This is a genomic window from Paraburkholderia sp. SEWSISQ10-3 4 (assembly GCF_030464785.1).
GTDB classification, from domain to species: Bacteria; Pseudomonadota; Gammaproteobacteria; order Burkholderiales; family Burkholderiaceae; genus Paraburkholderia; species Paraburkholderia aspalathi.
In genome coordinates this window covers 294,058-307,579 of the sequence record NZ_JALPRI010000001.1, presented here as the reverse complement: position 1 = coordinate 307,579, position 13,522 = coordinate 294,058, and the positions used below count along the sequence as shown (strand labels likewise).

The window sequence follows — 13,522 nt, the reverse complement described above, 5'->3', positions numbered from 1 at the left end:
GCTCGTTCTCCGCTGCCGGCCACGAAATCGCCGGGCCTATGGGTTGGCGGTTCTCAGGGCGTGCATCGTCAGTCGCCATTGACGACTCTCCCAAAAATGGACGTGGCACCCGATATGGTCAGAGGATTGTACGCCTGGTGAGTGGGAGCCCTCGGGCAAGGCGATAGTGTCGCATCCGGTCTCGAGATCGGAATTTGATGCGTGCAGGATTGAAAATCATCTAGCGGATCTCCTGCCGCCGCGGGCGCTCGCTGTTCCGCCAGTGCCTGATCAAGGTGTGGACGTCGTTGTGAGTGGATGGGCGAGGCCCGCCGCGGACAGCAGCGAGACGGCAGCCGGATTGGGCATGCCATTGACGTCGATGGCGCCTGCTGTCGCCAGCGCGCCGAGATCGCTGTCCACCCCTGCTTGCCCGACGACAAACGGCGTCGTCAGAAACGCCGGTGCCGTCAGCGTGACCGCATATCGCTGCTGCAGATTCGCGACAACTGCCGTTTGCGCAGCCAGTACATCGGTCTGATTTTCCAGCACCCGCTGGAACTGTGAATTGTTCTGGAAGTTCGCAATCAGACTGGTTTCGTTTGTGCCAAGTTGCGAAGCGAGATAGACGAGCATCAGTTCGGTCTCAGGCGTCGTATTGAAAGTGCCACCGGCAAATGCCAGCGAATGCAGGGTCGTGCCGCCGGCGGTCACGGTGAGGATGCAGGGAAGCGTGGCGTTGAGGGTCGTGCTGTAGTGTCCACCGCCATCTGACAGGGTGGAGCCCGAACCCGACGCACAACTGAGGTTAACCGTCGCGCTGGCGAGCGCCTTGCCGGTGGCTGCCGTGCCGGATACGGCGACGTTCGGTGTCCCGTTTCCGCCGCTACAGCCGTCGAAGCCGAAGCAGGCGCTTCCGCCGCAGGCGGCGAGTGTGGCGAGCGAAGCCGCGCAAAGTGCAGCCAGCACCGGGCGAACAAAAGGCGCATCGTGAGTGTTCATGGCCGCCTGCCGTTGACAGGAGAGGATAGGGCGAGCCGCCCCGCACAAAGGGACTGGCGCTATTTTTAATTTTAGGCCTTATACGCCGAAGTCGTTTATCGCATCAGTCTCATTCACGGCGTTATCATCCATTGCAGTCATCTGAGATCCGTCGTTTCAACATTCAGCGAATGTCAACTTCCGAGCGAGACGTGGGACCGGAGTCGACCCGGAGCGGCCGGTCGTCGCTACGCGCAGCGAACGACTGGTTACCGGGATCAAACGGTCGTCTCACCTGATTTGTCGTGCGGGTCGCGCGCCTAGCGCATCCCTTCCAATGCGCGTTTCACTGACCGTCGCACTGCTATGCGGGCAAAAGGCCCGCTTTACGGTAATTTTCGATTAGTGCGTCATAGAGGGAGAGATCGGAACGGCTCCGCGCGATGAGCTGAGCGCCGGCGATGGCGGCGAAGATTGCGCGAGCCCGGTGTTTGCTTTCACGAGAGCCGACCACTGCGGCTGCGGACAGAACCTTGCTCAGCCACGCCACATTCACATCAGCGAAGGTCCGGACTTCTTTCATCACGACTTCCGGCAGGTCGTCGGTTTCGGCGGCCATGAAGCTGCAAAGGCATATGCGATTGCCGGTCTCAAGCGCCTTGCGGAATGTATCCGGATAGTGACGCAGGCAGTACAGCGGATCGTGCGATCGGGCCAGCATGTCATCCAGAGCCGCCGCTGAATCTTCCCAATAACGCCTTGCTACCGCAGCACCGAGATCGGCTTTGCTTTCGAAGTGGTGGTAGATGCTCGCGGCCTTGATACCAACCTCGTCCGCGAGATCACGATAATTCAACCCACCGTAGCCGTGCGTCTGCGCGAGCCTCGTGGCGGCTACCAAAATTCTCTCTCTCGAATTTGAGCTCGCGTCATTCCTCACCGCTTCAGTCTCCGCAAAAAGGAAATGGGTGTTGACACCTCGGATTGTACCTTATATGGTTAACCTAACAAACGTTAGGTAGATTACGTGGGCGACGTGTTTTCACGTCGCCCGATCCAATGCAACCGACTACGGAGCGTCCCCGCAATGACTTCCAATACCGTCAATTTCGACGCAGCGCAACTGCCTGTGATGAAGGTCTACGACTTCCCGACAGGGCCCTATCCGACACGCGTCCGCATCGCTCTGGCTGAAAAAGGGCTGGAATCGCGCGTCCAGTTCGTGATGGTCGATCTTTACAAAGGCGAGCATAAGAAGCCCGAGTTCATCGCTGGCAAGAATTATTCGGGTACGCTGCCGGTGCTGGAACTCAATGATGGAACCTGTATTGCCGAGTGCACCGCCATTACCGAATACCTCGACGCGCTCGATGGCGTACCCACGCTCACGGGTAGTACACCGCGCGAAAAAGGCATCATCCACATGATGAGCAAGCGCGCCGAGTTGGAACTGCTCGACGCCATCAGCGTCTACTTCCATCACGGCACACCGGGACTGGGCCCCGACGTCGAGACGTATCAAAACCCGGAGTGGGGGTTCCGTCAACGCGACAAAGCGATGAGGGGTATGCGCTACTTTGATGCAGTTCTGCAAAGGCAACCGTATGTCGCGGGCGAAACTTTCTCGATGGCCGACATCACTGTCATCGGTGGTTTGATCTTTGCGATGCTTGTGAAGCTGCCGGTGCCTGAGGACTGTAAGGCGCTTCAAGCCTGGTACGCGAGAATGTTGGAGCGTCAGAGCGTCCGGAACCAGCCGGTGTTCGCCAACCCCTGAGCCCAGCCGCAACTGACCGGCACGAACCAGTGTTGCAACGAAAGCGGTGACTTGTTGGAACGGCCACTACCGGATTGATGGTGGCGCCCCGGCCTGAGCCGCGGGCAGTTCGTGGCCAGCGAGCTTGCTGGCGAGATACAGCCGGTTCATTAGACGCAACTCGGCAGGGCCGCCCGGGCTGGTTGGAGCCGACTTGTCGAGCGTCATCGCCACCATCGTTTTCATGTTGTTGAGCAATACCACCGCCATGTCTTCGGCGGTCTCTCCCGGCAATGTCGGCGCCCTGAGTCGCAGCGTGCCAACAATCCGCTTGAGCGCCTTCTCGCGATACTCGAGTCGCTTGCCGGACCATTCCGAACGGGCATCCAGCAAAGCGACGAGCGCCTTGCTCTCGTCGTGGATCTCCGCGATGGAGTCGACCAGCAAATCGGCCAACTCGTCTATCGACACCACACGGGCACGGGCATCGATTTCGTCCCATTGGGCATCACGCAACTCGCTGTAGCGCTGCATCAGTGCATCGGCCAGCACTTCCTTGTTCGGAAAGAAACGATAGAGCGAACCGATTTTTGTGTCCGCGCGCGCCGCGATCTCGGCCATGGTTGCGGCATCAAAACCACGCTCCTGAATGACCTTCGACGCAGCGGCCATCAACGTGGCGACGCGCTCACGGCCGACACCACGCTGCGGCGCAAGCGCTGACCGTTCACGATTGGGCCGCGGAGCAGCAGATTGAGCTTTAGTTTTGGCGGGAGTCGAAGACATGCCGTCAGTTTGCCAGTTACGGCGGCCCTCGGCCACATAACTCTATTTGAGCAAATACTCAAATAGAGTTATGCTTGGGTGTCAGTTACCTCATCGAATCCACCGTAAGGCTCCCATCATGCTCGCTCTTCCCGCGACTACAACCGCACTCATTCTTGTCGATCTCCAGCAAGGCATCGTGTCGATCCCCGCTCTGGCACCTCGCCCCGGCGTTCAGGTGGCAGTAACCGGTGGCCGGCTAGCAGCGCGTTTCCGGACTGCCGGGGCACCGGTCGTACTGGTCAACGTCGCCTTCGCGGCGGACTTCGGTGATGTGCTGAAACAGCCCGTGGACCGTCCTTTTCCGCGTCCGGAAGGGGGCTTTCCGGCGAACTTCAGCCAGCTCGTCGAAGAACTCGCTCACGCGTCCGACATCCTCGTGACGAAACATCAATGGGGCGCGTTCTACGGCACCGATCTCGATGTGCAGTTGCGGCGCCGGAACGTCAAAACGGTGGTGCTCGCCGGCATCGCCACCAATATGGGCGTCGAATCCACTGCGCGCCAGGCCTACGAGCATGGCTACGACGTCGTGATCGCCGAAGATGCGACGACGGGGCTGTCTCATGCCATGCACGCGTTTGCAGTCGACAACATCTTTCCGCTACTTGCACGCGTGGTGAAGTCCGATGACATCGATCTGAAGAACTGAGCCACGCAAAATGCAAAGCAATCCGCTGACAACCGGCGCCGATCCCGCTCGCCCGAACGAACAACAGGCGGGTTTCGGCTTCCGTTTCATTGCACCGCTAGCGCTCGGCGCCGTACTGAATCCGATCAATTCGACCATGATCTCTACCGCGCTGGTGCCAATTGCGACCGACTTCCATGCAAGCGTCGCGGAGGCTGGATGGCTTATTGCCGGGCTCTACCTGGCAAGCGCCGTGGCCCAGCCGACCATGGGGCGACTGGCGGATCTATTCGGCCCACGCCGGATTTACCTGATCTCCCTCTTCATCGTCGCGATATCCGCGCTGGTCGGCCGGTTTGCTCCGACGCTCGGCGTCTTGATCGCGGTGCGGGTGGCACTAGGAATCGGCACCGCCGGCGCCTATCCGTCGGCCATGCGCATCTTCCGCGTCCAGGCAGATCGGCTCGGTGCGGCGCCGCCACGCGTCGCCATGAGCATTCTCTCGCTGGCGGGGGTCTCCACCCTGGCCATCGGCCCCTTGCTGGGTGGCGTGCTGACAGGCGCTTTCGGCTGGCACTCGATCTTTGCCGTGAACACGCCGCTCGCGCTGCTCGCTGCGCTGCTGGTCTTTTTGTGGGTGCCAAAGGATCAGCCGCGCGATGGCAGCTTTGCGCGTCTGATGGCAGAGCTCGACGTGGTGGGCATCCTGCTGTTCACCGGCTTCTTGCTCGGCCTGATGATTTTCCTGATGAATCTCGACCGCCCAGTCTGGAGCATGCTGCCTATCGCCGCCGTTCTCGGTGTTGCGCTCGTGCTCCACTCGGCGCGACGCAAGCAGCCGTTTATCGATGTGCGGATGTTGGCCCGCAACCGACCGTTGACGGTAACCTATCTACGCGCAGGGGCGGTCCTGATGATCGTGTATTGCATCCTCTACGGATTCGCTCAGTGGCTCGAAAGTGGCGCCGGCTTCTCCACGAGCCAAGCGGGCCTCATCACCATGCCGATGTCGCTGCTCGCCGCCGTCTCCTCTGTGACAGGCGGGCGCACAAAAGGCATTCGAGGGCCGTTTATCGTCAGCATTGGCGCAGCGCTGGCCGGATGCATCTGCCTGTTTTTTATCGACAGCAGCAAGTCCGCATGGATCATCGCTGCCGCGGTTATGTGCTTCGGTGTGCCTCAAGGCATGTTTTCCACAGCCACTCAGACTGCCGTCTATCTGCAGGCGCCGGCCGACGAGATCGGCACTGCAGCGGGACTCCAGCGCACCGCTGGATATCTGGGTGCAATCGCGGCGACCAGCCTCCTTGGCGCCTTATATGGCAAAACTGCGGGCGATCACGGCCTGCACAGCCTGGCCATCGTGATGGGTGTGTTGAGCGCCTGCCTGTTTGTCGCCACGATATTCGATCGCACGATTCCGCGAATCGCCTCGGTGTGAACGGCAGCGGGCGGAGCGACTACTCGCCGATGCGGACATTGGGGTGTCGCGTGCGATATCGAACCCGCAGCTAATTGATGGGCTTAGTCATTGCCCCATCGCCAGCGAGGCGGTTCTCCCTTCAACCAGCATACGGCCACACGGGCAAGGCTCAACAACGCGACCAGCAAGGCGAACGCGAAAGAGTGAAGACCAGGTTGAAAACGTAGAGTGACTAAGCCAAGCAGCAGGAAGTATGCGATCAACCTGCCCATCCCTGCCAGCGAATGTACGCGGCAGTACTCATCGCGTCGATGTTCGGCAGCACCCCGGCGCGGCCTTTGCTGTGAGCGCATCATCGTTGTCCAGTCTGGATCTGCGAGCGAATTATGCAAAGTGAATCGCGATGAAAGTGATTCGTTAGAAGATTCACACACTATCGACTTTTTTTCGTCCCCGTATTGTCATTCCCTCCCGATAATTTCTTTCCTTCGTAACGCTTTGTAATAGAGGCAGCATCCCCACGTAGGGGCTGCCCGTCGTTTCCACACGCCACATTACCGCTTGCTCGTCCGAGTAACGTCATGGAGGCGTTCGTGAAAAAAATTGCCAATGTAATTAGTACCCCAATATTTAGAAGCGGCCTGCTTTGCGGCGCCGTTTCCGTCGCGCTTGCCGCGGCTATCTGGCCGACCGTTGCACAAAGCCAGCAGCAGGCCGCGATAGCGGCTGCGACAGTGAACACGGCGTCGCCGATCAAGCATGTCATCGTAGTGGTCGGCGAGAACCGCACGTTCGATCACGTATTCGGCGCGTACACGCCACGCCAGGGGCAGACGGTGGCGAACCTGCTGTCGAAGGGCATCATCACGGCCGACGGCCACCCGGGTCCGAACTTCGCGCTGGCCGCGCAATACACGGCCAGTGCTACGGACCCGAACCGCTTCGAAATGGCGCCTGGCGGCAAGCAGCTATATACAGTGCTGCCGGCGCCAAATACCGGCTCTACGGCAAGCACACCGAGTGATACCAGTCCACCGCCATTCGCTACGCTCGCGGCGGCGCAGGCCACCGAGGGCGCGATGATGGAGCCTTGGGACGTCGTGCATTTGACCACCGGTGCGAGCGGCTTGCCGACGCATAGCGTCGATACGCGCTTTGGCTCGAACACGTATAACCTGCCGAACGGACCGTATCAGATCTCGCGCGTCGGTCCCGACTATGACCAATACATCAATAGTCCGGTGCACCGCTTCTACCAGAACTGGCAAGAGGCCGATTGCAGTCTCGATCACGCCACGCTCGATAATCCGAGCGGTTGTCAGATGGATCTGTTCGCGTGGGTGGAGACGTCGGTGGGCGCCGGTTCGAACGGCCAGCCGCGGCCCGCGAACTTCAACGACGAGACAACCGGCGAAGGAGCGACCGCGCTCGGCTATTACAACGTGAATACCGGCGACATGCCGTATTTCACACATCTCGCGCGTGAATTCACGATCAGCGACAACTATCACCAGCCGGTGATGGGCGGCACGGGCGCAAACAGCATCATGATAGGCACCGCCGATGCGCTCTACTACACAGACGGCAACGGCAATGCCGCGAAGCCGCCGGCTGATCAGATCGAAAATCCGCTGCCGCTGGCGAACACCAACAACTGGTACACGCAGGACGGCTATTCAGGCGGTTCGTACAGCAACTGCTCGGATGGTCATCAGCCCGGGCCCGGCGCACTGCGGCAGTACCTGAACCGCCTGCCGTACAAGCCGGACGCGAAGTGCGCACCGAACACGTACTACCTGCTGAACAACTACAACCCGGGCTACAACGGGGACGGCACGGTCAATACGAGTACGTTCACGATCCCGCCGTCGCCGGTGCGGACGATCGCCGATACGCTGATCGAGAAGAACATCTCGTGGAAGTACTACGGCGAGGGCTGGAATACCTTTGTGACTACGCCGGCCACGAGTGTCTACTGCAATATCTGCAACCCGTTCCTGTATGAAACCGCGATCATGACGAACCCCGCGCTCGTCAAAGCGCACCTGCAGGACACGACCGATCTGTACGCGGACATTGCGAACGGCACGCTGCCTGCGGTTTCGTTCGTGAAGCCGGGCGGACTGCTCGACGGGCATCCGGAGTCATCTAAGTTCGGGCTCTTTGAATCGTTCGTGCACAAGCTGGTCGATACGGTACAGCGTGACCCGAGTTTGTGGGCCTCGACAGCGATTCTTGTCACGACTGACGAAGGTGGCGGCTACTACGACTCAGGCTACATCCAGCCGCTCGATTATTTCGGCGACGGCCCGCGCATTCCGATGATCGTCGTGTCGCCGTACTCCCGCGGTGGACGTGTCGTGCACCAGTACGGGGATCATGCTTCGATCGTGAAGTTCATCGATCGCAACTGGCGCCTGAAACCGATCACGCATAGAAGCCGCGACAATCTGCCGAATCCGATCCAGTTGCAGACGCATCCGTATGTGCCGGTTAATGCGCCCGCAATCGACGATCTGTTCGAAGCGTTCGAGTTTCCGCGCACGCCGTAATAGTCTGAGACGGAGCGTAGGGCCGGCTCTGGCATAACATTTCGCTTCGATGCAGCAACGCCCGCCTTGTGCGGGCGTTGCTAATTAGCAGGCATTCGTCTTCGACTTACGATCCACGAGAATGTATTACGGATACCGCGCGGCTTGTTTTGAACTTCAGAAGCAGATATGGCTGATTGCCCACTTGTACACCCAAAGGAAAACAGCTAGCCCGCCTAAAAAAAGCCAGGCGCGCTTACTCGACATCGTCGGTCGAGTTGCAGTACCCCTGTCCGCAAAAACATAAAAGTATTGAATTGTAGTTCCGAGCGTCGCAAAGCCAAGCGCGATTGCGTAGACCGCGAGCACGCCTCCGAAGCTTGAGCCAAGGGACACACGAACATTTAGCGATGAGTTATCGCAGATAAGAATTGAACTCCCGGCCCAAAGGCTTATGGTAAGTAGGACGGAAAAAAGAAACGATAGTCGTTTTTTTAACATTGGCTCACTATGCAGTTTTTTAGCAGAGCATGATCTCAAGTACGTGCCAAGACTTCCAACACACCGCGATTGTCGGCGATCTAAGTGCGGGTGTCGAATGGCCGCGCGCTGCCTCATGTCAACCGCTTCGGCGACTCGAACTCCCTCGGTTTCGATCGACAACACGCGACCCGGAGCCGTCCTTCCGTGTATTCGAGAACGGACATTCGGACAGGGACACGACGAGCGATCACTGCACCGCTACCGCGTCCAAGACATCTTTTGCGGAACAACGCGATAGCCGTCGCACGTGGCAACACGCCTGTCTAGCACCACGGTAGCGGCGGCATGGAAAACGTAACCGTGTCAGCGCTTCTGGACTCTTGCTGCGCGTGCATAGTGGCCATCGCACCAAACCGGCGCTCTGTCGACGACATCGGATCGGTCTCGAGCACGAAATGCGAGTGGAAGCGCGGTCCGAGATCCTCCATCATTCCCAATCCAAACCGCCGACAATGCGGCGTGTCGTAATAAGTGGACCACCAATGCTCGCTGTCTGGGGCGGCCATGTATCTCACATGAGCCTTGCTCAGTCCGATATACGTCGCGCTGCTTTGCGCATGCGCCACGGGAACCCCTAACAAGCCCGCAAGCGCAATTAGGATAAGTGTGCTTTTCAAGAGTCTTTCTCCGTGAGTTGCTCGTGACGGGCACGCTGCGCGCAGGATCGTGCGTGACTGCGAGATGGCTGGTGCAAGCGATGTCATTGCGTCCAAGGGGCGCCCCGTACAACAACCCATTCAGACGATCCGTTACGCGCTCCCGCTTTTGTTCTGCCAGCATCATAGTAGTCTTCATGCGGCTTCACTTTTAACGCGACGCAACTTGATAAACGAAAGCATGCCCCAAAGCAACAATGCGCTGCCGAACAGGGTGCAGAGGCGCCTGTCCGAAATAGCTCGTTCATCAGTGGTTGCTTCTGAAACGGACGGGTGGGACCTTACGATGTGATTCCCTGCCAAAATCACACTGGAGGCTGTACGGCCACAGTACTCAACGTGGATGGGTTCGCCAACATGCCCCGATAGTTGAGGTATCAGGTTGTTGCAGGAAGGCGATTTTCCGGCGCAAGTCCCGATTACTGAGTCGTCCACTCCGTCACGATGAACGAAGTAAATGCCGGCCGTCGCTGCCAGCAATCCATCGACGGTTCGATCAGGTATCACGTTCCCCGCTAAGTCAACCGGACATTTGTCGATATGCACTTTCGGATGCCAGATCGGCAGAAGCGCAAAAAACAAGAACCAAAGGCCCGAAATAAACCCTGCGAACGTGAAGCCCCGATAGTTTTCCACTTTCCTTTCCGCGCTCGTCTTCATCCTGTTAGCCCGAATTTTTTGTCGCCGATCGGTAAAGTTAGAAGGCCGATCGGCGATGCAGAAGGTACGCGTTTAGATGCTTCGTTTTTGCTGAATACTTTTCTAGTTGGATTGTCGCCGACTCGTGGCATGCGGTGCAATGACCGGTGCTGTCCGGACAGCGCTTTAGGACTTCCGATTGCATCGAAACCGGCGTCCGTCGCGCGCTTTTTTGTCTATGCCGTTGACTGACGTAAAGAAGCTGCAGGCTTTGGTAGCCAACAGAGTCGCACTCGCTTACTATTCGATTACAAAATAAAGGCCCCCGCCGTCTGGCGCGCGTATCTTCGAGATCCTCAAATGAACCACACACGAAGCATCGAAATTTCCTTGATTACGGCACTTATTGCTACGAGCCTACCAGCAACCACAATACATGCTGCGGAGTCGCCGACAGAGGCCGCGTCTGAGGCAGAACTCGACACAACCGGCAATGCCGCACACCTTCCAGCTGATTTGCCTAGGGGCCTCGGCGATTTCTGCTTTTTCGCAAACCTCCCGCCCGCAAGTCAGAAATACAAGATCATCAAGGATGTGAGTATCGGCAAAAATTCGTACGGCAGCGTCACAACCATCCTTCCCAAGTTGGCCGAGTACGCACAGATGCGTGGAGCGGACGCGATTATCGGGTACACCGGTTCGCAGCGCTTTGGCTTCTGGCCGTGGCGCGTGGTCAGGCCTGTGGTACGTGGTACTGCTGTGCAGTGGACTGAACCGAAGCCAACGGATTGCGAATCCATCGGAGGCACGAAGTTGAGCACGATCCTAACCTCGGGTCAGCCGCCTGCAAAGTAGCGTAGGAGGTAGCGCCTGACGATTGGACAAACTGGAGCGACCTTCGAGTGCGGCAGGCCGCTTGTGGCCGCGCGCTGCGTATCGTGTAAGCAATGCAATCGCGGTAGTTGGAATGCCGTGTGGTTTCCGAGAAACTTATGGCTCAACCGCAACATCTTTGTCGTCGCCCATCCCGTGATAACCACCTTGAGAAATGACGGTCACGTGATGGGGATTTTCTGCACGATAGACGTTGGCGTAAATGGGGGTAGCCACGATACCCGTGCCGCAGTCGAATTTTAGATCCCTATCGATTTGTCCTGTTTTGATGTTGATAAGACGCAGACGCACCATAGACAACGAACAATCCTTCGAAGACTGGTACACACCCAGCAACAGATGATCCTTCGTGTGATGCCACATTGGTATTTCGACGGCACCGACCACTCTGGGTGTATCGAGGCCAGTATCGTCGAGACTGCTGATTTGGTGCAGCGCAATCGGTAGAACGTGTTTGCTATCTCGCCACTCCCCCGATGCCTCTGTACCGCTGATTTTCAATGCAACCGGGCAAGCAATAGGGTGCGATGGCGAAACAGCCGGTACCGTAGATGAATCACCAAACGAAACAGGCTCGACTGCTTCGCAGAGCTGCATCTCTCCATCGGGTTGGCGTTTGCCTTGCAAAGGGATGGGAACGCGATGGGTATCGATTTCGGAATCCCAGACGCGAATGTCGAGCATGCCGTTGGCGTTCCCAGCGAGAACGCAGGATTGCTTCATGCGCTCAAACAGACTGCTCGAGAAGATAGGCTTGAAGATGCGCGTATATGACCGGTCGCGAAAAGCTTTGCTACGGACCCGAGGGTCCGTCGGATTGCCAGAATCATCAACCTTGCTGAAGACACATGAAGCATCCGGATGTGATAGCGCATAGAACTGTTTCGCTCTTGCATCGATCTGTGACGTATCGGCTGGCGACAGATCAGTATGCTGTGCGAGGGTAACGGCGGAGCCGAGCGACAACAGTAGGGCGCCGATGACAAGGGCACCAGTTTTCATTTGTTGCATCCCTTCACGTACGTTGCAAGGTGGGTATGCGGAGCCACGCAGGCATGCTTCGCTAGCGTTTTCCACCCGGGAAACTCCACCAATGGAAACCACGTCACCAGAAAACGACTGATCGTAAGCCTTCGCTTGGGCGAAAGAACATTCTGACTTCATTGCACAATCAGAACGAGATCGTGATTCCAAGTGGCTGGTTGATGATGAAGGTGTGGCGTTCGAGTTGCTGCTGGATCAGACCGCACCGTTGGGCGTCAGCAAGATCTGCACGGACGGGCAGCTTTGCCTTTCTCTCTACCGAACCCAGCCACTCCCCGCTACCTGGGTCAGGTCCGTGACCCTCTCCATCCGAAATGTCGAAATAGCGCTCTGCCACGTCGTTGACCCACGCTTCACTGCAAGGTCTGGATTTGGGGGCAGCCGGGGCGCCCGTGGTTATCCCCAGCCAGCCGACTACCAAAAAAGCAACCAGCCCTGCCAGGACAATCACAATTTTCTTCAGAATGCGCATGGTTATTCTGATCTCTAGCGTGGCTAGGCCCTGAAGCTGCGTCAGTAGTTCGACAGCGTAACCGCCGACATTAGACTCGACTATTGATAATCGAGCGTGTCATCAACTTTGGTGATCTTCCAGCTGTCGCCCAGCTTGCGCAGAAACACCAGCACACTGATTTTGTCTTTCGAGCCGAAAGTAACTGGAACAACCGCAACGTCGTCGAGCATGATCGCGTGGTGTGTTGCGATGTTGTTCGACCAGTCCTGTTCGTCGTAGTCCTGGACCTTCGTGAAATAGTCGGCGTCTCCAGGCAGCCTGTTATGGTGGTAAGCGCTTCGGAGCTTGTCGACCGTCGCTTTGGTCACGTAGACATAGATGCCCTTGTCCAGCAAAGGATAGGTCGCTTTGGATTCCAGCTTGATATACCAGGCGTAGAACGCTTTCGTGCTTGCGTCAGGAGTCGCGCTATCCGCGAACGCCCCTTGCTGGAAAAGCAACCCGCCAACCAGCAGCAGTACCGACACGGCCAGGGTAAATAGCTTCTTCATCTTTCGTCTCAGTTGTAGCGATAAATTTTGTATGCCGGCTGCGATTGTCTATAGGACGGTCCCGGATAGAAGCCTTGTGAGCCATGTGGCGTCTGCTTGAAATCGGACACCCATACGGAGCCGTCGAAGATCGCCATGTGCCCCGAAGGATTTCCTGGGGCTGGCTGTATCACGATCACATCGCCTTTCTGCGGATCGCCTGTCGCTTGGCGAAAGCCGACGGCCTCAAGAAGTGGGCCGTAGTCTTTGGCGTAGTGGGCGTGGTGCAGTGAGATTCCGCCCGATTCGATGGCCTTGCGCACGTATTTTGCGCAGTTACCTGTGCTGTGCGATTGCGCATGGTCGTCTGCGTAGCTCGCTGCTGAGGATTTATCGAACGGCATTTTTATCTCCCTTAAAGATTGAGTTGGCGCTCGCGGTGGAACGCTAACACATGGGATTCGTTGTCGCTGTGAAATTCGGTTTGGAGTGGCAATGTTATGCCGGTTGCATTGCGTCCCTCCCATTATGTTAATGGCTGGCTTCACGGAGCGTGCCCATTATCTCGTTCCGAAGCCGCGGTGCTCCTCTGGTAGGAGGCCGATAACGTTTGCGGCAGATTCCTCAAGAGTCGTG

General features: G+C 57.8%; 13 protein-coding genes. 5 read left to right on the top strand and 8 right to left on the bottom strand.

The features are described from left to right. Window positions 1-270: 270 nt before the first annotated feature. Together M0D68_RS01365 and M0D68_RS01360 are read right to left on the bottom strand one after the other, a co-directional pair. Window positions 271-981 (bottom strand): hypothetical protein, encoded by a 711-nt coding sequence (locus tag M0D68_RS01365; RefSeq protein WP_266223587.1) that lies wholly within the window; start codon window positions 979-981, stop codon window positions 271-273. A 343-nt stretch (window positions 982-1,324) separates the two neighbouring features. Beyond that, on the bottom strand, window positions 1,325-1,900 hold the full coding sequence (locus M0D68_RS01360) for a TetR/AcrR family transcriptional regulator (protein ID WP_093641871.1): 576 nt from the start codon (window positions 1,898-1,900) through the stop codon (window positions 1,325-1,327). Window positions 1,901-2,047: 147 nt separating this feature from the next. On the opposite strand from M0D68_RS01360, the gene M0D68_RS01355 reads away from it, so the two are divergent. Further along, window positions 2,048-2,737, top strand: a complete 690-nt coding sequence (locus tag M0D68_RS01355; protein WP_266223586.1) for a glutathione S-transferase — start codon at window positions 2,048-2,050, stop codon at window positions 2,735-2,737. Between the two features lie 66 nt (window positions 2,738-2,803). Here the strand turns inward: M0D68_RS01355 and M0D68_RS01350 are convergent, their stop codons facing one another. Beyond that, window positions 2,804-3,502, bottom strand: a complete 699-nt coding sequence (locus tag M0D68_RS01350; RefSeq protein ID WP_200620978.1) for a TetR/AcrR family transcriptional regulator — start codon at window positions 3,500-3,502, stop codon at window positions 2,804-2,806. 118 nt (window positions 3,503-3,620) lie between these two features. Here M0D68_RS01350 and M0D68_RS01345 point away from each other — a divergent pair, with 118 nt between their 5' ends. From M0D68_RS01345 to M0D68_RS01335, 3 genes are all read left to right on the top strand, one after another. After that, the gene (locus M0D68_RS01345; protein ID WP_266223585.1) at window positions 3,621-4,193 is read left to right on the top strand and encodes a hydrolase; all 573 of its coding nucleotides are present in this window, start codon (window positions 3,621-3,623) and stop codon (window positions 4,191-4,193) included. A gap of 10 nt (window positions 4,194-4,203) precedes the next feature. After that, window positions 4,204-5,613, top strand: a complete 1,410-nt coding sequence (locus tag M0D68_RS01340) for an MFS transporter (protein ID WP_266223584.1) — start codon at window positions 4,204-4,206, stop codon at window positions 5,611-5,613. A 563-nt stretch (window positions 5,614-6,176) separates the two neighbouring features. Continuing rightward, window positions 6,177-8,147 (top strand): alkaline phosphatase family protein, encoded by a 1,971-nt coding sequence (locus M0D68_RS01335; RefSeq protein WP_266223583.1) that lies wholly within the window; start codon window positions 6,177-6,179, stop codon window positions 8,145-8,147. 1,313 nt (window positions 8,148-9,460) lie between these two features. Here the strand turns inward: M0D68_RS01335 and M0D68_RS01330 are convergent. Further along, complete coding sequence (locus tag M0D68_RS01330; RefSeq protein WP_200654784.1) at window positions 9,461-9,985, bottom strand: hypothetical protein; 525 nt, start codon at window positions 9,983-9,985, stop codon at window positions 9,461-9,463. Between the two features lie 339 nt (window positions 9,986-10,324). On the opposite strand from M0D68_RS01330, the gene M0D68_RS01325 reads away from it, so the two are divergent. Next, entirely contained in the window at window positions 10,325-10,819 is a 495-nt protein-coding gene (locus M0D68_RS01325; RefSeq protein ID WP_266223582.1) for a hypothetical protein, read from the top strand. A gap of 135 nt (window positions 10,820-10,954) precedes the next feature. Here the strand turns inward: M0D68_RS01325 and M0D68_RS01320 are convergent, their stop codons facing one another. From M0D68_RS01320 to M0D68_RS01305, 4 genes are all read right to left on the bottom strand, one after another. Further along, entirely contained in the window at window positions 10,955-11,860 is a 906-nt protein-coding gene (locus M0D68_RS01320) for a hypothetical protein (RefSeq protein ID WP_266223581.1), read from the bottom strand. A gap of 169 nt (window positions 11,861-12,029) precedes the next feature. Further along, window positions 12,030-12,374, bottom strand: coding sequence for a hypothetical protein (locus M0D68_RS01315; protein WP_266223580.1), 345 nt, complete (start codon window positions 12,372-12,374; stop codon window positions 12,030-12,032). 80 nt (window positions 12,375-12,454) lie between these two features. Beyond that, window positions 12,455-12,907 (bottom strand): DUF3828 domain-containing protein, encoded by a 453-nt coding sequence (locus tag M0D68_RS01310; RefSeq protein ID WP_266223579.1) that lies wholly within the window; start codon window positions 12,905-12,907, stop codon window positions 12,455-12,457. 8 nt (window positions 12,908-12,915) lie between these two features. After that, window positions 12,916-13,290 (bottom strand): CHAP domain-containing protein, encoded by a 375-nt coding sequence (locus M0D68_RS01305; RefSeq protein ID WP_093641928.1) that lies wholly within the window; start codon window positions 13,288-13,290, stop codon window positions 12,916-12,918. Between the last annotated feature and the right edge of the window lie 232 nt (window positions 13,291-13,522).